The 24,835-nt window shown below is 61.5% G+C and carries 20 protein-coding genes; 9 read left to right on the top strand and 11 right to left on the bottom strand.

Features of this window, described 5'->3' with window-relative positions; genetic code table 11:
• Positions 1-111: 111 nt before the first annotated feature.
• On the top strand, positions 112-900 hold the full coding sequence (locus GC125_RS02305; RefSeq protein WP_151983747.1) for an SDR family NAD(P)-dependent oxidoreductase: 789 nt from the start codon (positions 112-114) through the stop codon (positions 898-900).
• 83 nt (positions 901-983) lie between these two features.
• Here the strand turns inward: GC125_RS02305 and GC125_RS02300 are convergent, their stop codons facing one another.
• Positions 984-1,697 (bottom strand): DUF1013 domain-containing protein, encoded by a 714-nt coding sequence (locus tag GC125_RS02300; RefSeq protein ID WP_151983745.1) that lies wholly within the window; start codon positions 1,695-1,697, stop codon positions 984-986.
• A gap of 271 nt (positions 1,698-1,968) precedes the next feature.
• Between GC125_RS02300 and acs the strand changes: the two genes are divergently transcribed.
• The gene (gene acs / locus GC125_RS02295) at positions 1,969-3,921 is read left to right on the top strand and encodes an acetate--CoA ligase (protein ID WP_151983743.1); all 1,953 of its coding nucleotides are present in this window, start codon (positions 1,969-1,971) and stop codon (positions 3,919-3,921) included.
• Between the two features lie 24 nt (positions 3,922-3,945).
• Here acs and GC125_RS02290 read toward each other — a convergent pair whose 3' ends face one another.
• The 3 genes from GC125_RS02290 to GC125_RS02280 all read right to left on the bottom strand — a co-directional run bounded on the left by GC125_RS02290 (position 3,946) and on the right by GC125_RS02280 (position 6,708).
• On the bottom strand, positions 3,946-4,536 hold the full coding sequence (locus tag GC125_RS02290) for a YqaA family protein (protein WP_151983741.1): 591 nt from the start codon (positions 4,534-4,536) through the stop codon (positions 3,946-3,948).
• 374 nt (positions 4,537-4,910) lie between these two features.
• Positions 4,911-6,293, bottom strand: a complete 1,383-nt coding sequence (locus tag GC125_RS02285; RefSeq protein WP_151983739.1) for a TadE/TadG family type IV pilus assembly protein — start codon at positions 6,291-6,293, stop codon at positions 4,911-4,913.
• A gap of 190 nt (positions 6,294-6,483) precedes the next feature.
• Positions 6,484-6,708 (bottom strand): DUF1674 domain-containing protein, encoded by a 225-nt coding sequence (locus GC125_RS02280; RefSeq protein WP_151987452.1) that lies wholly within the window; start codon positions 6,706-6,708, stop codon positions 6,484-6,486.
• Positions 6,709-6,821: 113 nt separating this feature from the next.
• Here GC125_RS02280 and htpX point away from each other — a divergent pair, with 113 nt between their 5' ends.
• The 4 genes from htpX (at position 6,822) to purH (ending at position 12,676) form a co-directional block, all read left to right on the top strand.
• The gene (gene htpX / locus GC125_RS02275; protein ID WP_151983737.1) at positions 6,822-7,754 is read left to right on the top strand and encodes a zinc metalloprotease HtpX; all 933 of its coding nucleotides are present in this window, start codon (positions 6,822-6,824) and stop codon (positions 7,752-7,754) included.
• Entirely contained in the window at positions 7,745-9,133 is a 1,389-nt protein-coding gene (locus GC125_RS02270; RefSeq protein ID WP_502706030.1) for an RsmB/NOP family class I SAM-dependent RNA methyltransferase, read from the top strand. The genes htpX and GC125_RS02270 overlap by 10 nt, the downstream gene beginning before the upstream one ends.
• Before the next feature lie 132 nt (positions 9,134-9,265).
• Positions 9,266-10,951: a heparinase II/III family protein gene (locus GC125_RS02265; RefSeq protein WP_502706029.1), complete on the top strand. Its 1,686-nt coding sequence runs from the start codon at positions 9,266-9,268 to the stop codon at positions 10,949-10,951.
• A gap of 108 nt (positions 10,952-11,059) precedes the next feature.
• Positions 11,060-12,676 (top strand): bifunctional phosphoribosylaminoimidazolecarboxamide formyltransferase/IMP cyclohydrolase, encoded by a 1,617-nt coding sequence (gene purH, locus GC125_RS02260; RefSeq protein WP_151983731.1) that lies wholly within the window; start codon positions 11,060-11,062, stop codon positions 12,674-12,676.
• Positions 12,677-12,682: 6 nt separating this feature from the next.
• Here purH and GC125_RS02255 read toward each other — a convergent pair whose 3' ends face one another.
• Complete coding sequence (locus GC125_RS02255) at positions 12,683-14,083, bottom strand: MFS transporter (RefSeq protein ID WP_502706028.1); 1,401 nt, start codon at positions 14,081-14,083, stop codon at positions 12,683-12,685.
• Between the two features lie 128 nt (positions 14,084-14,211).
• On the bottom strand, positions 14,212-14,871 hold the full coding sequence (locus GC125_RS02250; RefSeq protein WP_502706027.1) for a YggS family pyridoxal phosphate-dependent enzyme: 660 nt from the start codon (positions 14,869-14,871) through the stop codon (positions 14,212-14,214).
• Between the two features lie 161 nt (positions 14,872-15,032).
• On the opposite strand from GC125_RS02250, the gene leuS reads away from it, so the two are divergent.
• The 3 genes from leuS to holA are packed head-to-tail and all read left to right on the top strand — an operon-like array spanning position 15,033 to position 19,237.
• On the top strand, positions 15,033-17,651 hold the full coding sequence (gene leuS / locus GC125_RS02245; protein WP_151987446.1) for a leucine--tRNA ligase: 2,619 nt from the start codon (positions 15,033-15,035) through the stop codon (positions 17,649-17,651).
• Positions 17,638-18,207 (top strand): LPS assembly lipoprotein LptE, encoded by a 570-nt coding sequence (gene lptE, locus GC125_RS02240; RefSeq protein ID WP_151983729.1) that lies wholly within the window; start codon positions 17,638-17,640, stop codon positions 18,205-18,207. The genes leuS and lptE overlap by 14 nt, the downstream gene beginning before the upstream one ends.
• A complete protein-coding gene (holA, locus tag GC125_RS02235; protein ID WP_151983727.1) occupies positions 18,185-19,237 on the top strand; it encodes a DNA polymerase III subunit delta in 1,053 nt (350 codons plus the stop codon). The genes lptE and holA overlap by 23 nt, the downstream gene beginning before the upstream one ends.
• Positions 19,238-19,263: 26 nt before the next feature.
• Here the strand turns inward: holA and GC125_RS02230 are convergent, their stop codons facing one another.
• The 5 genes from GC125_RS02230 to mnmE are packed head-to-tail and all read right to left on the bottom strand — an operon-like array spanning position 19,264 to position 24,821.
• The gene (locus GC125_RS02230) at positions 19,264-20,145 is read right to left on the bottom strand and encodes a ParB/RepB/Spo0J family partition protein (RefSeq protein WP_151983725.1); all 882 of its coding nucleotides are present in this window, start codon (positions 20,143-20,145) and stop codon (positions 19,264-19,266) included.
• Positions 20,146-20,171: 26 nt separating this feature from the next.
• Entirely contained in the window at positions 20,172-20,957 is a 786-nt protein-coding gene (locus tag GC125_RS02225; RefSeq protein WP_151983723.1) for a ParA family protein, read from the bottom strand.
• Positions 20,958-20,977: 20 nt separating this feature from the next.
• Positions 20,978-21,586, bottom strand: coding sequence for a 16S rRNA (guanine(527)-N(7))-methyltransferase RsmG (rsmG, locus tag GC125_RS02220; RefSeq protein WP_199864667.1), 609 nt, complete (start codon positions 21,584-21,586; stop codon positions 20,978-20,980).
• A 2-nt stretch (positions 21,587-21,588) separates the two neighbouring features.
• Positions 21,589-23,469: a tRNA uridine-5-carboxymethylaminomethyl(34) synthesis enzyme MnmG gene (gene mnmG / locus GC125_RS02215; RefSeq protein WP_151983719.1), complete on the bottom strand. Its 1,881-nt coding sequence runs from the start codon at positions 23,467-23,469 to the stop codon at positions 21,589-21,591.
• Between the two features lie 35 nt (positions 23,470-23,504).
• Positions 23,505-24,821, bottom strand: coding sequence for a tRNA uridine-5-carboxymethylaminomethyl(34) synthesis GTPase MnmE (gene mnmE, locus GC125_RS02210; RefSeq protein WP_151983717.1), 1,317 nt, complete (start codon positions 24,819-24,821; stop codon positions 23,505-23,507).
• Positions 24,822-24,835 lie beyond the last annotated feature (14 nt).

The raw sequence follows: 24,835 nt of genomic DNA, 5'->3' as shown, positions 1-24,835 counted from the left end.
CCAGGTAAAGTGGATACCGGTTCACCGTCCGGAAACGCGACAAATCAAAAACTTAGAGCAACTGAACGTTTCGCAGAAAAGCGAACTGCTCTAAGATCAAGGAGTGACAGCATGGCCCTGCAAGGCAAAATCGCAATCATTACCGGCGGCGCAAAGGGCATCGGCCTCGCGATCGCCAAGCGGTTCCTTGAAGACGGCGCCAGAGTCGTCATCGCCGATATCGACGAGAAGGCTGGCGAAGCCGCCGAGAAAGAATTGTCGGCCCTCGGCGAAATCCGCTTCGTCGCGACCGACGTGGCCGAACGCCTCGACGTGCACAATCTCGTGGCCGCGACGCTCGACGCATTTGACGACATCAACATCCTCGTCAACAATGCCGGCATCGTGCATTCGGCCGATTTCCTCGACATCGAGGAAGCCGATTTCGACCGTGTCATGCGCGTGAACCTGAAAGGCGCGTTCCTCTGCGGCCAGATCGTCGCCCGCCACTTCGTCGAGCGCGTCAAGGAAGGCGCAAAGCCCGGCGTGATCGTCAACATGTCGTCGATCAACGACACGTTCGCGATCGCAAACCAGGTGCCCTACTCGATCTCGAAGGGTGGCGTCAGCCAGTTGACGAAGGTCATGGCCCTCTCGCTCGCGCCCTACGGCATCCGCGCAAACGCAATCGGCCCAGGCTCGATCATGACCGATCTGTTGTCGGCGGTGGCCAACGACAAGGAAGCCAAGAAGCGCATCCTGTCGCGCACGCCGCTCGGCCGCATTGGCGAACCGAGCGAAATAGCCTCTGTCGCGGCCTTTCTGGCATCCGACGATGCGAGCTACATCACCGGCCAGACGATCTACGCGGATGGCGGGCGGCTTCCGCTGAACTACACGGTCACGCCGAAGGAAGACTGATCGTTTCCGTTCAGCGAGATTGATCCATAACGAAAAACGCCCGGCACGAGGCCGGGCGTTTTCATGTGGTCCGTGACGGACGATCAGCGACGATAATCGTCTTCTTCGTCTTCTTCCGGGGTCTCGCGCTTCAGCGACTTCAGCTTGGCGAAGACGGCCTCGGCGTCGATTTCCTTCTCTTCTTCCTCGCGATCGTTGCCGGCACCGAAGCCCAGCTTTTCCGTCTCGCTCGTTGGCGCCAGGGTCTCGTCGGCAGCCGCTGACGGCAGCGGACGGCCCTTGTTGGCGCGTTCGATCTCGAGATCCAGGTCGATCTGCGTGCAGAGGCCGAGCGTCACCGGATCCATCGGCGTCAGGTTGGCCGAGTTCCAGTGGGTCCGGTTGCGAATCTGCTCGATCGTCGACTTCGTCGTGCCGACGAGGCGCGAAACCTGCGCATCCTTCAGTTCGGGATGGTTGCGGACGAGCCAGTAGATCGCGTTCGGACGGTCCTGGCGCTTGGAAACCGGCGTGTAACGCGGGCCCTTGCGCTTGGCTTCCGGCACGCGAACTTTGGGTTCGGCCAGCTTGAGCTTGTGGTTGGGATCGGCTTCCGCCTTCGCGATTTCTTCGCGGGTAAGCTGGCCGGTCTGGACCGGATCGAGACCCTTGATGCCCTGGTGCGATTCGCCATCGGCGATCGCCTTGATTTCCAGCGGGTGCATCTTACAGAACTGGGCGATCTGGTCGAAGGAAAGCGCCGTGTTGTCGACGAGCCAGACGGCTGTCGCTTTCGGCATGAGCAGTTGTTGAGCCATGGATGTGATCCTTCTATCGTCCGCGCTCTTTTCAGGGAACGCGCCGCGGGATTGGGCGTACTGACCACAATTTCCGGGAATGGGCAGGTCTATACCTGCGTTCCGCCGCGATTGCAATTGACCGATTGCTGCGCCATCCAGCCGCAAACCCTTCGTCTAATTGCCGGGTGTCATTGAGATGTTATGAATGCCGCCAGGAAGAGGTCGGCATGCCCGACCCGGTGGGAGACATGCGCCACATCGCATGACCGAGGATCAAGGAGGATTTTTCATGTCCGCTGCCGTCTACAAAGTAACCCAGGATGCGGAAGCCCGCGCCAAGATCAACCGGTCGACCTATGAGAAATGGTACGCCGAGAGCATCGACAATCCTGAAGCGTTCTGGTCCGAACACGGCAAGCGGATCGACTGGTTCAAGCCCTACACCAAGGTCAAGAACACGAGCTTCGAGGGCGACGTCTCCATCAAGTGGTTCGAAGACGGCCTGACCAACGTCTCCTACAACTGCATCGATCGTCATCTCGAAAAGCGCGGCGATCAGGTCGCGATCATCTGGGAAGGCGACGACCCGGCCGACGACAAGAAGATCACCTATCGCGAACTGCATGACGCCGTTTGCCGCCTCTCCAACGTCATGAAGGACAACGGCGTCGAGAAGGGCGACCGCGTCACCATCTACATGCCGATGATCCCGGAAGCGGCCTATGCGATGCTGGCCTGCGCCCGTATCGGCGCGGTTCACTCGATCGTCTTTGGCGGCTTCTCGCCGGACGCACTGGCTGGCCGCATCGTCGACGCCGCCTCGACCTTCATCATCACCTCGGACGAGGGCCTGCGCGGCGGCAAGAAAGTGCCGCTCAAGGTCAACACTGACAAAGCGATCGAGATCGCCAAGAAGCAGGGCGCGGACGTCGCCAACGTGCTGGTCGTCAAGCGCACCGGCGCCGACGTCGCGTGGCACGAAGGCCGCGACATCGCCTATGAGGAAGCCGTCGCCAAAGCGTCCGCGACATGCGAGCCGGAGCAGATGAACGCGGAAGACCCGCTCTTCATCCTCTACACGTCGGGCTCGACCGGAAAGCCGAAGGGCGTCCTGCACACCACGGGCGGTTACCTCGTCTACGCCTCGATGACCCACGAATATGTCTTCGACTACCATGACGGCGACATCTACTGGTGCACTGCGGACGTGGGCTGGGTGACCGGCCATTCCTACATCGTCTACGGCCCGCTCGCGAACGGCGCGACGACGCTGATGTTCGAAGGCGTGCCGAACTACCCGTCGCCTGCCCGCTTCTGGGAAGTGGTGGACAAGCACCAGGTCAACATCTTCTACACCGCACCGACGGCGATCCGCGCGCTTATGGGCGCCGGCAACGACCATGTGACGAAGACGTCGCGCCAGTCCCTGCGCACGCTCGGTTCGGTCGGCGAGCCGATCAACCCGGAAGCCTGGGAGTGGTACTACAACGTCGTCGGCGACAAGCGCTGCCCCATCGTGGACACCTGGTGGCAGACCGAAACCGGCGGCATTCTCATCACGCCGCTGCCGGGCGCGATCGACCTCAAGCCCGGTTCGGCGACCCTGCCCTTCTTCGGCGTGAAGCCCGAACTCGTCGATGCCGAGGGCAAGGTGCTGGAAGGCGCGACGGACGGAAACCTCTGCATCGCCGATTCGTGGCCAGGCCAGATGCGCACGGTCTATGGCGACCACGAGCGCTTCATCCAGACCTATTTCTCCGCCTACAAGGGCAAGTACTTCACCGGCGACGGATGCCGCCGCGATGCCGACGGATACTACTGGATCACAGGCCGCGTCGACGACGTCATCAACGTCTCCGGCCACCGCATGGGTACCGCCGAAGTGGAATCGGCGCTCGTTGCCCATGAATCGGTGTCCGAAGCGGCCGTCGTCGGCTATCCGCACGACGTAAAGGGCCAGGGCATCTATTGCTACGTAACCCTGATGGGTGGCGTGGAGCCGAGCGACGATCTGAAGAAGGATCTCGTGAAGCACGTGCGCAACGAGATCGGCCCGATCGCATCACCGGACAAGATCCAGTTCGCGCCGGGCCTGCCGAAGACCCGCTCGGGCAAGATCATGCGCCGTATTCTCCGCAAGATCGCCGAGGACGATTTCGGCGCACTCGGCGACACCTCGACGCTGGCGGATCCAGCCGTCGTCGACGACCTGATCGAGCACCGTGAAAACCGGAAGGCCTGATCCGTCAGGCTTTTCGGAATCCGGCTACCACCAAAGCGTGTAGCCATAGTAGCCGGCTAACATCAGACCTGCGGCAATGCCACAACCGACGAGCAAGGCGCGTCGGTTGTGGCGCCAGGCATCCATGACGTGCTCTCCGACCAGATAGACGACGAGCGCGAGACCATAGTAGCGCACACCCCGCGCAATCAGCGCCGCCAGCAGGAACAACGGCAACGAATAGCCCGCAGCACCCGCCGTCAGCATCCCGATCTGAAATGGAATGGGGATGATCCCCACGGCGATGATCGCCCAGAAGCCATGGCGTTCGAAAAGATCCAGGAACTCGGCATAGCCCGCCTGCCAGCCGAATGTCTCGATCGCCCACCGGCCGGCCGTCTCGAAGAAGAGATAACCGAGAACATAGCCGAAAAGCGCGCCAGCAAGGCATCCGGCAAGGACGATCGTGGCGAGCCAGAACATGCGCGATCGATGGATCGCCATATAGGGCACGAGGATGAGCTCGATCGGGATAGGCACGATGACCGTTTCGGCGAAGGACGCACCGAAGAGCAGCGTTTTCTCGTGGCGCGAACGCGAAAGCCGCTCCAGCCAGTCCTCGACCTTGTTCTTCATTCAGTTCGCCACTCCATGCACCGGCGTCGGGCTTTCGTCTGACCCGGCGGGACCATGGAAAGCAACCGCGGCGAAATGGCGACCCGCGGGAAAGGTTCCTTCGATGAGGGCCATTGCCACGGAGGCGGAAGCGACCCATATTCCATTTCATGTGCAACGAAACGAAAGGAGGTGATCCGATGTCGAGTGATTTTGGTATCCGTCGCGAGGCTTTGGTGGATTGTCGCCACGGGGAGCAACCTTCCCGTTGATCGGCAGGACATAAGCGGTGCCGGCCCGACCATAGGCTGGCCGACGGTACCGCGGCGGATGCAAGTCACGCCACTAGGAACCGCCCCGACAGATCGTCGGGGCGGTTTCTTTTTGTCTGGGTTCTATCGGACGAGCCGGAGCGACTGGATGGTTCGGCTGATTTCCGTGTAGGCCGCTGTCAGATCGGCACCTGTCGTTGCATTGTAGAAATACTGGATGGCGCCATCCTGGGGTGTTGCGCAATCGCGGAGCATGTTCATAGGGCGCGATCCATTGCTGAGACCAAATCCGATGGTAAACACGGTGATGCCATCGTCTCGCATGGCCTCGCAGAGCGCCAGCGCCTGGTTGGTGGCGCGGGCAGCTTCACGCTGTTGCGGGCCCTGCGGGCGCTGCCGGTTTGATCCTGAAAACGCGGTGTTGAACTCGCCATCAGTCATGATGATCGCGTATTTGCGCACGGTGTCCGAACTGGTCGCTGGGTCGCGTGGCTGGGAATCTTGAGGAAGATAGTCTGCCCATTCCGGCGCGAGCATGTACCAGGCCCACTGAATCCCGATCTGGCCTGCGGTGACCCCATCAGCCGCGAAACTTTGGATCGATGACGTCAGCTGGTCCACGTCGTTGGTCAGCGGAATCAGCGTCACATTCGGGCACGATACAACGCGATCGTCACGATTCACCATGGCTCGATCCGGGCCATCGGACCGAACCGCATACTCTCCCTTCCGCTCTGTCGCACACGTGTCCGGTCCAACAGGCCCCGACCCCGAGAGGTTCGCTTGAGGGGAAAGTCCAGCGGGTCGCTGCCCACTTTCAATCATGGTGTTGAAGTCTGTAAGGCGCGGTGGCGCCGTGTTGGCTGCCCCATCGTCAGGAAAGACGTAGCGCGCGAGACTGCCCGCATTCACAGACTCGGCATAGGGAACCGAACTGACGCGAACTGTCTCGTTTTCCCCGTCATCACCCAAAAGAAGCGTCACGCCCTCTGCTGCTGCCTTTTTGAGATCGCGTAGCCGTCCACCCGACATCGACCCGGTGACGTCGAATGTCATCGCCACCTCGACATAGGTAGTGCCGTAAAGTGCCGCGGAACTGGTCCGTAGCGTAAGGGCGTTGTTCTCACCGAAGAAGCGGAACATCGTGTCGAAATCGCGCGCCCCGTTGGCAGACAGCGTCTTCGTGACGTCATCGAATTGGATGTTCTCGATGCGATAACCGGCGACGTCCTCAGCCGACACGTTTAGGTTCGCCGCGAACATGCCGTTCAGATAAACCTCTGCCTCGTCCTGCGTGATCTCCCCGAGCGATATCGAACGAGCGGTTGCAAGCACCGCCGCATCGAGCGCGTTCGCCATGGAGCTGCGCTCTGTCATGGCGCGCGATACCTCGACGGCAAGTCCGCCGGCCGTCAGAAGCACGACTGCGGTCAAGCCGAACATGATCGCGATGTTGCCCGTCTCGTCTTTGGCAAAACGGCGATACTGGGTAAGGAAGTTCGGCATCGGTGCTGCTCCGAAGATGATTCATGATCACCTGGAGCCAAGCCGTCTTGAAACCGCCCAACTGTCCCGTGATCGGACGCTATCCTTGGAGCAACAGAGTTAAGCGAGATGTAACGGCGCCAATGCTTCCGACCGAACGCTTAGCAAGGCGTCTATTCTTTCGCGACAATTTGAATTGTCGCCGCGCGTCCTAGAAATCGATCGCCCGGCCGTCGATTTCCCAGTCGCCGAACCGAGCCGGATCGAGACCACCCCGGCCGCCGATTTCGCGCGGCTGTTCGGCGGCGCGCGCCTTGGCGCGGCGTTCCTCGGCTTCGGCGAGCGCACGCTTGGCGGCATCCGAGAGCGGTGGACGCTCTTGCTGCGTGTCGGTCTGACCGTCGGGCAGAGGATGATTTTCAGCGGATTCGGTCATCATTCGGCTTTCATGCTGGCAATATTGACGTGACTAGGCCGGCTCCTCACATATAGAGGCGCCTGACGCGCGGGAAAAGCCCGGCGCGCCGGCAGCAAACGGAGCCGATGACGATGAATTTTGTCCGTACCGCGATGTTGATCGCCTTCATGACTGCGCTGTTCATGGGCGTCGGGCTCCTGATCGGCGGCACGAACGGCATGCTGATCGCGCTGGTCGTCGCGATGGGCATGAACCTTTTCGCCTATTGGAACTCCGACAAGATGGTGCTGCGGATGCACCACGCGCACGAGGTCGATGAGCGCACCGCGCCCGAATATTACGGCATGGTGGCTCAGCTCGCCGAAAACGCCGGCCTGCCGATGCCGAAGGTCTACGTAATCGACAATCCGCAACCCAACGCATTCGCCACGGGCCGCAACCCCGAAAACGCGGCTGTCGCCGCAACCACCGGACTTCTCAACAGCCTGTCTCACGAGGAAGTAGCCGCAGTCATGGCGCATGAGCTTGCCCATGTGCAGAACCGCGACACGCTGATCATGACCATTACCGCGACGCTGGCCGGCGCGATCTCCATGCTCGGCAACTTCGCGTTTTTCTTCGGCAACAACCGCAACAACCCGCTCGGTATCATCGGCGTCCTCGCCGCGATGATCGTTGCTCCCTTCGCGGCAATGCTCGTGCAGATGGCGATCAGCCGCACACGGGAATACTCGGCTGACAAACGCGGCGCGGAGATTTGCGGCAACCCGCTCTGGCTCGCATCTGCCCTGCGCAAGATCGCCGGCGGCGCCAAGCGCGTCGTCAACGAAGACGCCGAGCGCAACCCGGCGACCGCACATATGTTCATCATCAATCCCTTGAACGGCCAGCGCATGGACGGTCTTTTCTCGACCCACCCGGCGACGGAGAATCGCATCGCGGCGCTGGAACAGCTGCACCAGCAGATGGGTGGTAGCGCGCCGACGCAGGCAACCATGCAAAGCCCCCGTCGCGGGCCATGGGATAGCGGACCTACCTCGACGTCGAAAGGCCCGTGGTCTTGAGCGGCGGCCCGGCTGGCCAGTCGCGCAGGCGCCAGGAAACGTCGATCATCCATCCTTCGAACCAGAAGCCCGGACTCGCAGCGCGCCAGGCCGCCACACGGTTGCTCGGCGCGGTCATCGACCGGGCGATCTCGCTCGATGGCCTGCTTGATCCCGAAAACGGTAACGCCACCTACCGCGCCTTACCGCCGGCCGACCAGGCGCTGGTGCGCGCCATCCTTCTGACGGCGCTCCGCAACCTGCCCGTTCTAGACGCCGCGATCGATGCTATGGTCGATCGCAAGCTTCCCGATGGCGCGCGCTCGCTGCGCCACATCCTGATCGTTGCCGCCACGCAGATTCTCTTTCTGGATATTCCGGATCGCGCCGCTGTCGATCTTGCGGTCGAGCAAACCCATGCCGACCCGCGCAGCCGCCGCTTTGCAAACCTCGCCAACGCCGTGCTTCGACGTCTGTCGCGCGAAGGGCAAGGCGTGCTCGAGCAGGTCAAAGACCAAGCCGCGGGCGGGCCGCCTTGGCTGGTCGAAATGCTGCGCGCCCATTACGGAAAAGAGAATGCAAAGCGTATTCTGGACGCTCACCGCTTCGCACCGCCGCTCGACCTGACGGTCAAATCGGATGCGTCCGGCTGGGCCGAACGTCTCGGCGGCATCGTCGTGGCCACCGGCAGTGTCAGGCTGCCGGCAGCCCATGGCGCGATACCCGCAGTCGAAGGCTTCGAGGATGGCGTTTGGTGGGTGCAGGATGCCGCAGCCTCCATACCCGCTCGGCTCTTCGGCGCCATCGAAGGGCAGGCCGTGGCAGATCTGTGCGCGGCGCCTGGCGGCAAAACTGCGCAGCTCGCAGCCGCCGGCGGCAAGGTCACGGCATTCGATCTGTCAGCCAATCGCCTGCGCCGCCTTGGCGAGAACATGGACCGCCTTGGCTTGCAGGTGGAGACGATCGTCGGCGATTTCCGCAAGACGGCCGGCAAAAGAACTTTCGATGCGGTTCTTCTCGATGCCCCGTGCTCGTCGACCGGCACGATTCGCCGCCATCCGGACGTGCCTTGGACGAAATCGGCCGAGGACGTCGCCAAGCTCGCATCGCTGCAGGCCGACCTGCTCGACGCGGCGATCGGTCTCGTGAAGCCAGGCGGCAAGCTCGTCTTTTCGAACTGCTCGCTGGACCCGTCCGAAGGCGAGACGCTGGTGAAGGCCTGCCTCGCCAAGCGCGACGATGTAGAGCTTGTTGCCGTCGATCCATCCGACTGGCCGGGCCTAGAGGAAGCGATCACGCCGGAAGGGTTCTTCCGCACGACGCCTGCCATGATGCAGGGCGATACGCCGGAAACGTCCGGTCTCGACGGATTTTTCGCCGCCATCCTTCGCCGCCGCTGAATTCGACGATCTGGATCGACCGATCTCCAGCGAATTTGTCATTTGTTTTAACGAATTCCCCTCAGACTCGCTATGCATTAGAATCACTCGGCCAAAGCGGCCTGTTGCAAGGGTCACGGGGTCCATTTGACATTGGCACTTTCAGACACGCGGCGTTCGCTGCGTCTCTACGCTGAGGAGGTCTGGCGTCGCTTTTACAGGCGCGTCGCTCTCGGCAGGGTGACCGCGTTCCGATTTGCCGGCATGACCCCCGATCGGCTGATCGTTGCGCCGACCGATCTTCGGATGGCGGACCGCCATATCGCCGATGAAATCTATGCCGGACGCTTTCCGTTGGCAGGCCAGGTCTTCGAAACCTACGGCGATTCCCCGTTCATCGTGGATCTGCCCTCGGAAGAATTCGCCGAGCGGCTGCATTCGTTCCGCTGGCTTAGGCATCTGCGCGCCGCCAACACCGAACTTGCCTTCTCCAATGCCCGGGCGCTGGTCGACGAGTGGATCGCGATCCATGGCCGCCGGGTCGACGGCGCAGGCTGGCGGCCGGAGATCATGGCCGAGCGCGTGCTCGCCTGGATGTCGCATTCCACGGTTGTCCTTAAGGGATCGGATCACGGCTTCTATCGGCGCTTCCTGAAGAGCCTCGCGTTCCAGGTGCGCTATCTGCGCCATATCGCACCCACCACGCCGAATGGCGAGACGCGGCTGAAGGTGCGTATCGCCCTGGCGATGGCGACGCTTGCCATGCCGGCAAGCCCGACGGCGATCCGCACGGCCGCCAAGAACCTCGATGTAGAGCTGGACTGGCAGATCCTCGCTGACGGCGGGCATATCTCGCGCTCGCCGGAAGTGGCGCTCGATCTTCTGTGCGACCTGTTGCCGCTGCGCCAGACCTACATCAATCTCGGCCAGACCCTGCCGAAGAAGCTGATCCCCGCGATCGACCGCATGTTTCCGGCTCTGCGCTTCTTTCGCCATTCCAACGGCGAACTCGCTCTGTTCAACGGCGCGACATCGGTTTCCGCTGACCGGCTTCTCTGCGTGCTGCGCTATGACGAGAGCACAGGCCGGACGTTCAAGGCTGCACCGCATCTCGGCTACCAGCGCCTGGAATGCGGCCCCACAGTCGTCATCGCCGACACGGGCAGCCCACCGGCCGGCATCCTGTCGACGCGAGCCCATGCGGGCTGTCTCGCCTTCGAGATGTCGTCCGGCCGCAATCGCTTCATCGTCAATTCCGGCATGCCCGTTTCGGCAAGCCGCGAATTCCAGTCGCTGGCGCGCTCGACTGCTGCCCATTCGACGGTCGTTGTCCAGGACACGTCCTCCAGCCGGCAGTCGCAGTCGCGCTTCCTCGGGCCCATCATGATCGGCGGCATTCGGACCGTCTCGCTGGAACGGATCGACAGCGATACGGGCAACCAGGGCTTCGTTGCCCGGCACGATGGCTACCTCGCCCGCTTCGGTCTGTACCATGAGAGAGAGATCCGCCTGTCGCCGGACGGCGCTCGGATCGTCGGCCGCGACCGCATTCTCCAACGCGGCGACAAGGATCCGGAACCGAGCGACAAGCGGGTGGCCGTGGCGCGGTTTCACATTCATCCGAAGATCTCGATCGACCAGGCTTCCAGCGGCAACATTCTCCTGACGGCGCCGGACGGCGAACGCTGGACGTTCGAATGTGTGGAGACGAAGCCGGCGGTCGAGGACAGCATCTATCTCGCCGATATCACCGGGCCGCGACGCTCCTCCCAGATCACCGTGACGATGCGCCTGGGCGAGACCCCTGAAATCCAGTGGGCCCTGACCCGGCTGGTTTGAATCGCAGGCTGCCGCCAAAGCGTTCCCTCTTGAGCCATGCTGTGCTAGGCGACCCCCGAATTCGCCGGAAGACCTTCCCGCGTTCCGGCTTCAAGGGGATTGATCAACATGGCCGTTTCATCGAAGCGCGTTCCGGCGCCGGACCTCGTCACCATTCGTCGTGCATTGCTGTCGGTCTCCGACAAGCAGGGCCTGATTGAATTCGCGACCGCGCTTTCGAACCTCGGCGTCGAACTGCTGTCGACGGGCGGAACGGCCCGTGCGATCGCAGAGGCAGGCCTGCCCGTGCGCGACGTATCCGATGTCACCGGCTTTCCGGAAATCATGGATGGCCGTGTAAAGACGCTGCATCCCGGCGTGCATGGCGGGCTTCTCGCGATCCGTGACGACGCAGAGCACAACGAGGCGATGGCAACGCACGGCATCGTTCCGATCGACCTGGCCGTGATCAACCTCTACCCGTTCGAAGAGGTGCGCGCGAAGGGCGCCGATTACGAGACCAGCGTCGAGAACATCGACATCGGTGGTCCTGCCATGATCCGCGCTGCGGCAAAGAACCATGCCTATGTGACGATCGTCACCGACCCGGAAGACTATGCCGCGGTTCTTGAAGACCTGAAGGCGCACTCCGGCGCGCTGCCGCTTGCCGCCCGCAAGGAACTCGCAGCCAAGGCCTATGCCCGCACGGCCGCTTATGATGCGGCGATCTCGGGCTGGTTCGCTGAGGCGCTCGAACTGCCGGCCCCCCGCCACCGGTCGTTTGCCGGCAAGCTGAAGACCGTCATGCGCTACGGCGAGAACCCGCATCAGCAGGCAGGCTTCTACGTCACGGGCGAACACCGCCCCGGCGTTGCCACAGCAACGCTGCACCAGGGAAAGGCGCTTTCCTATAACAACATCAACGACACCGATGCCGCCTTCGAGCTCGTCAGCGAGTTTGCCGCCTCGTCCGGCCCGGCCTGCGCGATCATCAAGCACGCCAACCCGTGCGGCGTGGCCGTCGGTTCGTCAGCGCTGGAAGCCTACCGAAAGGCGCTCGTCTGCGACCAGACGTCGGCATTCGGCGGCATCGTGGCGCTCAACACCGAGCTTGATGCGGAAGCTGCCCGCGCGATCACCGAGATTTTCACCGAAGTCATTATCGCGCCGTCGGCCACGGAGGAAGCGATGGCGATCGTCGCGGCAAAGAAGAACCTACGGCTCATGACGACCGGAGCGCTTGCCGATCCGGCCGCTGCCGGCATGACGGTTCGCTCGGTCGCCGGTGGTCTGCTCGTCCAGAACCGCGACAATGCGCTTGTCGATCAGATGGACCTCAAGATCGTGACGAAGCGCGCACCGAGCGAAACCGAACTGGCCGACCTGCGCTTCGCCTTCCGCGTGGCCAAGCACGTGAAGTCGAATGCGATCGTCTACGCCAGGCACGGGGCCACCGTCGGCATCGGTGCGGGTCAGATGAGCCGGGTCGATTCCGCGCGCATCGCCGCTCGCAAAGCGATCGATGCCGCCGAAGTGCTTGGCCTTCCCGAGCCGCTGACTCGCGGTTCGGTGGTCGCGTCGGACGCCTTCTTCCCCTTCGCCGATGGTCTGCTGACGGCGATCGAAGCCGGCGCGACGGCGGTGATCCAGCCGGGCGGCTCCATGCGCGACGACGATGTGATTGCGGCAGCCGACGAAGCCGGCATCGCCATGGTCTTCACCGGTGTGCGCCACTTCCGGCACTAACCCCCGTCACAGGGGACGGGATGGCGGCACCGGCTTGTTGGCGGGATAGGGCGTCGCGACGAGGATCGCGAGCCCAACCACGAGAAACAGGACCAGCGTCGCCATGCCGAGCCTTGCCGAGCCGCTGAGCGCCGTGACGGTCGCCACCGTGAAGGGTGCAAGGAAAGACGTCGCGCGGCCCGCAAGAGCGTAGAGCCCGAAATAGCGCCCTGCTTCCTCGGGCGTCACCGAGCGGGCGAAGAACGAGCGCGACGAGGCCTGCACCGGACCGAAGGCGACGCCGATCAGCAGGCCGAAGAAGATGTACGCCTTCTCCGCCGGCGTGCCGAAGAGCCCGCCGGAATCCTCCAGCCCGAGCTGCCACCAGCCGAAAAGCGTAAAGCCGGGTCCGGTCGAGACGATGCCGATACAGGCGATCGTCAGGCAGACCAGCGAGATGATCACCAGCACCTTCGAACCGACCGTTCGATCGAGACGGCTTGCCGCCAGGCAACCGAAGATCGCGACGACGTTGAGGATGATGCCGAAAACGCCGATCTCTGTCGTCTGCCACGCAAACATCGCCGCGGCAAAGGTCCCACCAAGCGCGATGAGCCCGTTGACCCCGTCCTGATAGATCATGCGGGCAACCAGAAACCTCAGGATCGCCTTGCGCTCGCGCAGTTCTCCCCAAGTTGCCTTGAGATCGCTCCAGCCGTCGCGGACGGCGCCGCCCAGTGGTTTGACTTGCGGCGTGTCCGGCGTCAGCAGAAACATCGGCAGGATGAAGACGAGGTACCAGACAGCGGCAAGCGGACCGGTGGCGCGGGCGGCTTCGCCTGCAGCAGGATCAAGCCCGAAGATCGGCGGCAGGCCGATCAGCGTCAGCCCGGTTTCCTCGGACGCCGCCATGAGTGCGACGACGCAGATGAGAACGAGCATGCCGCCCAGATAACCGAGGCCCCAGGCGATATTGGAATAACGCCCGATCTCCCGATTGGTCATGAGGCTCGGGATCATCGCATCGTTGAAGACGATTGAGAATTCCGCGGCGATCGAAGCGATGACGATCAGCAGGAACGGATAGATCAGGGCGGAGCCTGGCTCCGCGTTCCACAGCAGGAACAAAGCAACGATCTTCACGCTGGCGAAAGCCGCGATCCAGCGCTTGCGCGCTCCGGTCTGGTCGGCGATCGCACCGAGAACCGGCGAAAGAACGGCGATCAGCAATCCCGAGAATGCGATCGCGTAGCCCCACCAGGCTTGCCCGCGCACGGGGTCGTCAGCCAGCTGCGAAACGAAATAGGGACCAAAGATGAAGGTGATGACGACGGTGAAGAATGGCTGCGCCGCCCAGTCGAATCCCATCCAGCCATAGATGCCGCGCTTGCGCTTGCGCTCCGAAACCGGCTCCGACACGACGCTCACGACAGCTTGCCCGTGTGGGCATGAAGCGACAGACCTTCCCGCAAACGAGCCATCGATTTCCCCCAATCCAATCGCGTTGCCCGTTTATGGCACGCAACGGTGTCGGAGGCATCACAGGATTTTCGGGGTCAACGGGTGCCGAATATCGCCGAACCGACACGCACGCTCGTTGCGCCGAAACCGATCGCGATCTCGAAATCGGCGGACATGCCCATTGAAAGCTTCTCAACCCCGGCTTCCCGCGCCAGCTTTCGCAGCAGCGCGAAATGCGGCCCCGGAGCTTCGTCCACCGGCGGAATGCACATGAGCCCGACCACGTCGAGCTTATGGACGTCGCGGCAGCGCTCGACGAATGCATGCGTCTCGATCGGAGAGATACCCGCCTTCTGCTCTTCCTCGCCGATATTGACCTGGACGTAGAATTGGAGCTGCCGGTTCTGCTTGGCGCATTCCGCAGCCAGGGCCGCGGCGATCTTTTCACGATCCACGGTCTCGATCACGTCGAACAGGGCGACTGCATCTGCAGTCTTGTTGGACTGTAATGGACCGATCAGATGCAGTTTGAGATCGGGTGTCCCGTCGCGCAGCGCCGGCCACTTGCCCTGAGCCTCCTGGACACGGTTTTCGCCGAAGACCCGCTGGCCGGCCTCGATCACCGGGCGAATGACCTCCGCCTCGAAGGTCTTGCTGACAGCAACGAGTTCGACGTCGCCAGGCGATCGCTCCGCCTTGCGTTCCGCGCGGCTGATCTTTTGCTTGATGGCGGCCAGATTATCGACTGCGCTCACATCGCTCTCCTTGATTGCGACCAGCACCTAGCGCGGCGCGCCGACCACGGCAATGCCGCCGCGCACGGGCAGAACGGCCGGAATGGTTGACGATCATGGGGTTTCATGGTGAAGGTCCGCCCACACCGAACTCCCGACAGTCCCGGAACTCCAAGGCAGCCATGGCGATCGAACGATACAATCCACGCGAAACCGAGCCGAAATGGCAGGCGCGCTGGGCCGAAGATCAGGTCTTCGAAACGAAGGATGATGCTGACGGCGAGAAATACTACGTCCTCGAGATGTTCCCGTATCCATCGGGCCGCATCCACATGGGCCATGTGCGCAACTACGCCATGGGCGACGTGGTTGCCCGTTACAAAAGGGCGCGCGGCTTCAACGTGCTGCACCCGATGGGCTGGGACGCCTTCGGCATGCCGGCCGAAAACGCCGCCATGCAGAACAAGGTCCACCCCAAAGAGTGGACCTACCAGAACATCGACACGATGCGGCGCCAGCTGAAATCGATGGGCCTGTCGCTCGACTGGAGCCGCGAATTCGCGACTTGCGACGTGGAATACTATCAGCGGCAGCAGCACCTCTTTCTCGACTTCCTGGAGAAGGGCCTCGTCTACCGCCGCGAATCCAAGGTCAACTGGGATCCGGTCGATCAGACGGTTCTGGCCAACGAGCAGGTGATCGACGGCCGCGGCTGGCGTTCGGGCGCTTTGGTCGAACAACGCGAACTGACGCAGTGGTTCTTCCGCATTACCGATTTCAGCGAGGATTTGCTGACGGCGCTGGATGGTCTCGATCGCTGGCCGGAGAAAGTCCGGACCATGCAGAAGAACTGGATCGGCAAGTCCGAAGGTCTGGTCATTCGCTGGGAGATCGATCCCGCAACGGCGCCCGCAGGCGCGAGGGAGCTCGAAGTCTATACGACGCGACCCGATACGCTGTTTGGCGCGTCCTTCATGGCGATCTCGCCTGACCACCCGCTCGCGGGCCAGGCTGCCGCGTCAAACCCCGAGCTTGAAGCCTTTTGCGAGGAATGCCGTCGCGCCGGCACCTCGCTGGCTGCGCTTGAGACTGCGGAGAAGAAGGGCTTCCCGACAGGGATTCACGTGAAACATCCCTTCGACCCGTCCTGGACGCTGCCGGTCTATGTCGCGAATTTCGTTTTGATGGACTACGGCTCCGGTGCGATCTTCGGCTGCCCGTCCGGCGACCAGCGCGACCTCGATTTCGCCAATCGCTACGGTCTGCCGGTAACCCCGGTGGTGATGCCGAAGGATGCGGACGCCGCATCGTTCCAGATCACCGAGACCGCCTATACCGGCGAAGGCGTGATGATCAACTCACGCTTCCTGGATGGCATGACGCCCGATGAAGCATTCGAGGAGGTCGCGCGTCGACTGGCCGAGACCGAGATCAATGGCCGGCCGCAGGCGGAGCGCAAGCTGAACTACCGCCTGCGTGACTGGGGCATTTCGCGCCAGCGCTACTGGGGTTGCCCGATCCCCGTGATCCACTGCGAAGCGTGCGGCGTCGTGCCGGTGCCGAAGACGGACCTTCCGGTGCAGCTGCCCGACGACATCAATTTCGACAAGCCGGGCAATCCGCTCGACCGCCATCCCACATGGCGCCACGTGTCCTGCCCCGAATGCGGTGCGGCAGCCCGTCGCGAAACGGACACGATGGACACTTTCGTCGATTCATCCTGGTATTTCGCACGTTTCACCGCGCCCCGCGCCGATGCGCCGACCGAGCCGCAGACGGCCAATGCCTGGCTGCCCGTCGACCAGTATATCGGCGGCATCGAGCATGCGATCCTCCACCTTCTCTATTCGCGCTTCTTCACCCGCGCGATGAAGGCAACAGGCCATCTCGATCTGGACGAGCCGTTCAAGGGCCTGTTCACCCAGGGCATGGTCGTGCACGAGACTTACAAGGGTGAAGCCGGCTGGGTAGCCCCTGCGGATGTCCGTATCGAGGATATCGAAGGCACCCGCCGTGCAAGCCATATCGAGACCGGCGAAGCTCTGGCGATCGGCTCGATCGAGAAGATGTCGAAGTCCAAGAAGAACGTCGTGGATCCCGACGACATCATCGCCTCGTTCGGCGCCGATACGGCACGCTTCTTCATGCTGTCGGACTCGCCGCCGGAACGCGATGTCATCTGGACCGAGTCCGGTGTCGAAGGTGCGCATCGGTTCGTGCAGCGCATCTGGAGACTTGTGCAGGAATCCCGTGAGGCACTCTCCGGCATTGCACCCGCAGCCGGAACCTCGGGCACGGCTCTCGATGTTTCACGCGCTGCGCACAAGGCCCTCAAGGCTGTTGGCGAAGATCTGGAACGTCTCGGCTTCAACAAGGCCGTCGCGCGCATCTATGAATTGACCAACACGCTGTCGGCCCCGTTGCAGTCCGTTGCCAAGGGAGGCGCTGAACCCGACGTCTTGGCTGCCTGTCGGGAAGCGGTCGAAATCCTGGTTCACCTGATTGCACCGATGACCCCTCACCTCGCCGAAGAGTGCTGGTCCGCGCTCGGAAACGAAGGCATGGTTTCGATGGCGGCATGGCCGAACTTCGATCCCGCACTGGTCGTGGAGGATGAAATCCTGCTGCCTGTGCAGATCAACGGCAAGAAGCGTGGCGATTTGACAATCGCGCGCGAAGCCTCGCAAGATGACGTGAAAGCCGCCGTGCTGGCGCTCGATTTCGTGCAGGCCGCCATGGCCGGAAACGAGCCTCGGAAAATCATCATCGTTCCCCAGAGGATCGTGAATGTCGTTGTCTGACATCCGCCGCTCGATCGGCCGGCCTGTTCTCCGCCTCACTGCCGGGGCCCTGTGCCTCGGCCTTTCCGCTTGCCAGGTCACGCCGCTCTACGCCGACCGGTCGACGCCCGGCTACGACATGGCCGCGCGTCCCGCAGCAGACATAATCATCGAGGCGGCAGAAGATCGCGTCGGGCAGGAACTCCGCAATGAACTGATCTTTCTGCTTCATGGTGGTGCCGGCCAACCATCCGACGCACGCTACCGGGTCGAGCTGACCGTAACGCGCACCGACGTCGGTATCCTGCGTAATCCGCTCGATGGGCGGGCAACCGGCCAGAACCTGACGGTGCGCGCGGAATACGAAATCACCGATTCGGCAACCGGCGACGTCGTTGCTCTCCGCCGCCAATCGGTCACCACAAGCTACGACCGTTTCGAACAGGGCTTTGCCGATCTGCGTGCCGCTCGGGACGCAGAAAATCGAGCAGCCCGCGAGCTTGCGGAGCGTCTGCGTGCCGACCTCGCGCTGTTCCTGACGACAGAGGCGGCCCGTGGCGCAAATCAAGGCGCATGAATTCGAACGTCTGATTGCCAAGGGCCTTCCCCCACAGCCGATCGTGCTGATCTATGGCCCCGACCGTGGCTTGGTGGCCGAACGGGCGGCCAATCTTGTGGCCGTCACCAAGGTCGATGCTGACGATCCATTCTCGGCGATCCGGCTCGACGCCGGCACGGTAAATTCCGATCCTGGTCGCCTGGTTGACGAAGCCCGCGCGATCGGTCTCTTCGGCGGATTGCGGCTCGTCAGACTTCTGGGTGCCGGCAACGACCGTGGCGTGCTGGAAGCCGTAGCAGAGCTGGCAAACAATCCTCCTGACGACTGCCTCGTTCTCATCGAAGCCGGCGATCTCAAAAAGGGCACCGGTCTTCGAAAACTCGTCGAAGAAGCCAAAGCAGGCCTTGCCGTGCCCTGTTACGCCGACGAAGGGCGCAGCGTGAATGAGCTGATCGACAGTGAAATGTCGTCGGCTGGACTGCGCTTGACGTCGGCAGCGCGTGAGCTCCTCGCCAGCCTGATCGGTGGCGATCGCCTCGCCTCGCGTGGCGAGATCCAGAAGCTTGCCCTCTACGCCCAAGGCAAGGACGTCGTTCAGGAAGAGGACGTCATGGCGGTCATCGGTGATGCCTCCGCCCTGTCGGTCGACGCGGCCGTCGATGCCGTGTTGCTGGGCGACGTGGAGGGGCTCGATCTATCATTACGACGGATCATGGCCTCGAAGACATCGGTCTTCCTGGCCTTGCAAAGTTGCCTGCGTCAATTCCAGGCACTTGAGACAATGCGAGCATCAGTCGAGCAGGACGGCAAGCAGGTCGGAAATGTGGTCGCAGAACAAGGCCGGCGCGTGCACTTTCGGCGAAAACCTGCATTGGAAAAGGCGTTGGCCGCTTGGCGGATGGATGCTCTCGGGCAGGCTCTTGTGCACTTGCAGGCGGCCATCCTGGAAACACGGCGCCGGCCTGCGCTGGAGGACGCTATCGCGAGGCAGGCTCTTCTCGCTTTGGCTGTGCGATCGGCGCGCGCTGCCCGCTCGCAGCGCGCCTAATCCCCATCTGTCAGTTTGCCGGCAAATTAGTTTCTGGCACCCAGCAGCCGGCAGAGCTCATCCAGCTGATCCAGCGACTTATAGTCGATGCGGATATGGCCGCCGCGGGTCTTGTGGCTGACTTCGACCTTCAGTCCCAACACGTTAGACAACGATTGCTCGAGCGCAAGCGTGTCGGCATCCTTGGATGCAGCCGCGCGGGACGGCTCACTCTCGACACCACCGGCCTCGGCATCCTTTTGCGCGAGCCTTTCGGCGTCACGCACAGACAGACCCTTGCTCACGATCTCACGGGCAAATTTGGTTGGGTCTGATGTGGCTGCGATGGCACGGGCATGACCGGACGACAACTGGCCGCCGGCTAGCATGGATCGAACCACTTCAGGCAGTTTCAAGAGCCGCAGGCTATTGGCCACATGGCTCCGGCTCTTGCCGATGATGTCTCCGAGATCGTTCTGCGTATACCCGTGTTCGACGATAAGCTGCTGATATCCCTGCGCTTCTTCCAACGGATTGAGATCGGCACGCTGGACGTTTTCGACGATGGCGAGTTCGAGAGCCGTGCGGTCGTCGACGTCGCGAATGATGACCGGAATCTCGACGAGTCCCGCCTGCTGCGATGCGCGCCAGCGTCGTTCACCGGCGATGATCTCGTAGCGCCCTGCCCCACGTGTACGCACGACGACGGGCTGCACGACACCATGCTGGCTGATCGATGCGGCAAGATCTTTGAGATCATCCGGATCGAATTGGCGACGAGGGTTGTTCGGGTTCGGCGTCACATGCTCGATCGGTACGAAACTGTCGGCCTTGGCGCGCGATGGCGCTGAAGTTTCCGGCTGATCCATTTCCCCGATCAGCGCTGCCAATCCACGGCCGAGGCGTCTCTTTGAAGTGTCTTCACTCATCATGTCTTCCTTGGACAATCAGCCGATCAGGCGGCGCGGCGCCGACGCTCGCGTTGGATGACCTCGGAGGCCAACTGAAGATAGGCTTGGCTACCGGCGCATTTGAGATCATAAATGATAGCCGGCTTACCGTATGACGGCGCTTCCGAAACGCGAACGTTGCGTGGAATGAGCGTCGTGTAAACTTTATCGCCCAGATGCTGCCGCACGTCGGCGACGACTTGTTGCGCGAGATTGTTTCGCGCGTCGTACATGGTGAGAACGATCCCCTGGATATCGAGCGCTGGATTCAATGTCTGCCGGACTTGTCCGACGGTCTCCAGCAACTGGCTCAGACCTTCCAGCGCAAAGAACTCGCATTGCAGTGGAACGAGGATGGAATGAGCGGCAACCATCGCATTGATCGTCAGAAGGTTCAGCGACGGCGGGCAATCGATCAACACATAGCTGAATCTGCGCGCTGCTTCGCTCTGCAAGGCTTTCTTGACGCGGAGAACCCTATCGGACGCTGACGAGATTTCCATCTCGACCCCAAGCAAGTCCATCGTGGACGGCACGATCGATAGGTTCGGCACTGCGGTCGGCACTACGATTTCATCCAACGTGGCCGAATTCGTAAGGAGGTCGTAGCTCGAAAGCCGGCGCTCCTTGCGCTCGATTCCAAGCCCGGTGCTCGCATTTCCCTGAGGGTCCAAGTCGATAACGAGCACGTTCTCGCCTATGGCAGCGAGCGCAGTCGCCAGATTGATAGCGGTTGTCGTCTTGCCGACGCCGCCCTTCTGGTTAGCGATGGTGATGATCCGATTCAGCATGTCATCTCCGCAAATGCCGCTCAGCGGCGACGGAGGCCACTGATCTCCAGCAAGACCGATTCATCGCCTCGGTCCGACTTATGTTCTACCAGATGGAAATGCCAAGCGCCACGCGCCGCCTCGACCTCGTTCCGATAATCCCGACCTTTATGAAAATAAGCGACCGTTCCGTTTGTCAGCCAGCTTTCGGTCATATGAAGAAGGTCGGTCAAGGATGCCAATGCACGCGCCGAAATGGCATCAGGCTTCGCAATCTTGGTGCTGGCAATCTCGATTCGCTCCGGATGAACGCGCGCGCGTGCACCGGTCGCATGAATCGCAGCCCTTAGAAAGGCTGCCTTCTTGGAGTTGCTTTCGATGAGATCCACATGCCCAGCGCCCTGCTTCGCTAAGCAGATCGCAGTCACCAGACCTGGAAATCCCGCACCTGATCCTAGATCCGCCCAATGAATCGGAGCTGGTTGTGCACGGTGCACGTGCAGAGAATCACCAATGTGACGATCCCAAATGTCATCGACGGTGGACGGACCAATCAAGTTGATGCGCGACTGCCAGCGCTGGAGCAAGTCAACCAGAATCGCCAGCCTGTCCACTGTTTCACGTGAAACAGCCAATGCCCTATGATCGATCTTCAAGCGGAAAGCACCTCTTGAGCAGTCAAGCGGCGCTTAAGCTTCGATAGGATCAAGGCAATCGCAGCCGGTGTCATACCTTCTATCTTATTGGCATGCGCGATGCTCAGAGGCTTAGCGAGGGATAGTTTTCGCTTCAGTTCGTTGGACAAGCCTGGAAGCGATGAATAATCGAAATCAGCAGGGATCAAGCGCTCTTCCTCTCGACGCAACTGGGATGCTGCCGAGGACTGCCGCTCAAGATATACGGCGTAGACTGCTTCGATTTCCAGCGTCTCATGAAGTCTAGCGGGTATCTCACCGAGCGATGGAATGGCCTTTGAGAATTCGGCAATGGACGTATCGGGATGGGACAACAGATCGAAAACCGACTTTTGCGCTCCATCACGGCGAGGAGCCACCGACAGGACCTCAAGTTCCGCCCGGCTCGGAATAGTGTTTCTCAAGAGGCTTCGCGCATCCAGCAGATCCAGCGTCCACGTCTCGAAGCGCATCTTGCGCTCAATTGAAATGCATCCAAGATCAATCGCCAAAGGCGTTAGCCGCACGTCGGCATTATCTGCACGAAGGGACAATCGAAACTCTGCTCGGGATGTGAACATTCGATAGGGTTCTGAAACGCCCCTCGTCGTCAAATCGTCGATCAAAACACCGATATAAGAATCAGCGCGACTGAACCGCACGCCATCCGAGCCCCCGGCGCGACGAGCAGCGTTAAGGCCGGCTACAAGTCCCTGCGCCGCTGCTTCCTCGTACCCCGTCGTGCCGTTGATTTGCCCAGCCAGGAACAAGCCTGGAACCCGCTTTGTCTCAAGCGTCTGCTCGAGCTCGCGTGGGTCGATATGATCGTACTCGATCGCGTAACCGGGCTGCAGAATGGTGGCATTCTCCAAACCGGGAATTGTTGCGATGAAAGCCGCTTGGACTTCCTCCGGTAGCGACGTCGATATTCCATTCGGGTAGACCGTATGGTCATCGAGACCTTCCGGCTCCAGGAAAATCTGGTGGCTATCGCGATCAGCGAATCGAACGATCTTGTCTTCCACGGATGGGCAGTAGCGCGGCCCGACAGAAGAAATATTGCCGGAGTACATGGCGGAACGCTGGATGTTCGCAGCGATGATGTCATGTGTGTGCTGCGTCGTTCGTGTCACACCACAGGCGATCTGCGGAACCGTGATCTTGTTTGTCATGAATGAGAAAGGCACCGGATGAACATCGGCTTCCTGGCGATCGATGCCTGCCCAATCGATCGTGCGTCCATCCAGCCGCGCTGGCGTGCCTGTCTTTAGACGGCCAAGCTGAAAGCCGAACCGCTCCAGCGTTTTGGAAAGCCCCAGTGAGGGCTTCTCGTTCATCCGGCCGGCGGAGAATTGTCGGTCGCCGATATGAATCACGCCACGAAGAAACGTTCCTGTTGTCAAAACGATAGATCGGCAATCGATGGTACTGCCATCGGCCAAAGTGACGCCGGCCACCTCACCGTCGACGATCAGCAGATCTTCGGCTTCGCCCTCGATGATGCTAAGGTTCTGTTGCGCCTTCAACGCACTCTGCATGCCCTCTCTGTAAAGCTTGCGATCCGCCTGCGTACGCGGTCCGCGGACTGCCGGGCCCTTCTTTCGGTTCAGCATGCGGAACTGAATTCCGGCTTGGTCGGCCACGCGGCCCATCAACCCGTCCAGTGCGTCGACCTCGCGGACGAGGTGGCCCTTGCCAAGACCGCCGATGGCTGGGTTGCACGACATCACGCCAATCTTGTCGGCCGCAAGAGTAAGAAGCGCTGTGCTGGCACCGAGGCGGGCGGAAGCGGCCGCTGCTTCGCAACCGGCATGCCCTCCACCGATAACCACGACATCGAAAGCAGTAGTTTGATCCATGACGGCAAGCCCTAGATGTTTCACGTGAGTCACGGTCATTTGCCGATACAAAACGAGCTGAAGATGACGTCGAGCACGTCTTCCACGTCGACCCGACCCGTTATACGTCCAAGTGCATCGGCAGACATTCGAAGATCTTCGGAGCGCAATTCTATAGGCATTCCCGGGCCCGTGACAGCCCTCTCCAGGTAGTCGAGGGATTCGGTAAGGTGCTGCCGATGCCGAAGCCGCGTGGGCAACGCCATCGATGGGGCATTAGCCAATTCCGAAAGCTTTGATTTGCACAAGGCGATCAGACCGTCTACGCCTTGCCCCGTCTCGACAGAGATCGCAATGTCGCTCTTGATCGAGCGGTTATCAATCAGGTCCGACTTGGTCCCTACATAGATGTGCGGGATGTTTTCGGGCGCATCATCGATGTAGGCGCCATTGTCGGAGAGGTTGAGAACGAGATCAGCGTTCATCAGAGCTTTCTTCGCACGGGCGATGCCTTCCCGTTCTATTCCATGATCCGTCGCTCGGATGCCGGCGGTGTCGGTGATGCTAGCGGCATACCCGCCAAGATCGACATCGACTGAAATGAGATCGCGGGTCGTCCCTGCCTCCGGAGATACGATCGCCACTTCTCTCGAAGCCAAAGCATTCAAAAGACTGGACTTTCCTGCATTGGGCGGGCCAACGATCACGATCTTGAAGCCGTCGCGGATCCGCTCGCCGATTGCCGCGTAGGCAAGATGGCGCTCCATCTCATCACGCAACGCTTCCAAGTCGCTCCACACCCGGTCGGCGACGGATCCCGGGACATCGTCCTCATCCGCGAAATCAAGATCAGCTTCCACCAACGCGCGGGCATGGAGGAGTTGATGCGCCCAACCGGCATAAAGCCTCGTCAACCCCCCGTCGGCTTGCGCCACGGCGAGGCGGCGCTGCATCTCTGTCTGAGCCGCGATCAGATCAGCCAGCCCTTCTGCTTCTGTCAGATCCATCCGGCCGTTTTCGAAGGCCCTGCGCGTGAACTCGCCCGGTTCGGCAAGGCGGATATTCGGCAGTCCAGCCAGTTCCGAGAGCAGCGCAGCCACAATAGCGCGGCCGCCATGTACCTGGAATTCGGCACAGTCTTCGCCGGTAAAGGATTTTGGAGACTGAAAGTAAATGACCAGGCCCTTGTCGAGCATCTCGCCATTTCGGTTCCGAATCGATCTTAACGCGGTTGTGCGTGGTTCCGGCACCTCACCGCACATCGTTTCGAGAACGAATCGAACATGGGGTCCCGAAACACGAAGAACGGCGACACCCGCTGGGAGTGCGCCGCTCGAAAGAGCTACGATCGTGTCCGTGGTGGGATCGGCCAATTACCGCTCCACAG

It is taken from the genome of Rhizobium sp. EC-SD404 (assembly GCF_902498825.1).
Taxonomy (GTDB): Bacteria; Pseudomonadota; Alphaproteobacteria; order Rhizobiales; family Rhizobiaceae; genus Georhizobium.
Note: the sequence above shows the minus strand (reverse complement) of the source record. Positions and strands in the feature narration are given on the sequence as shown.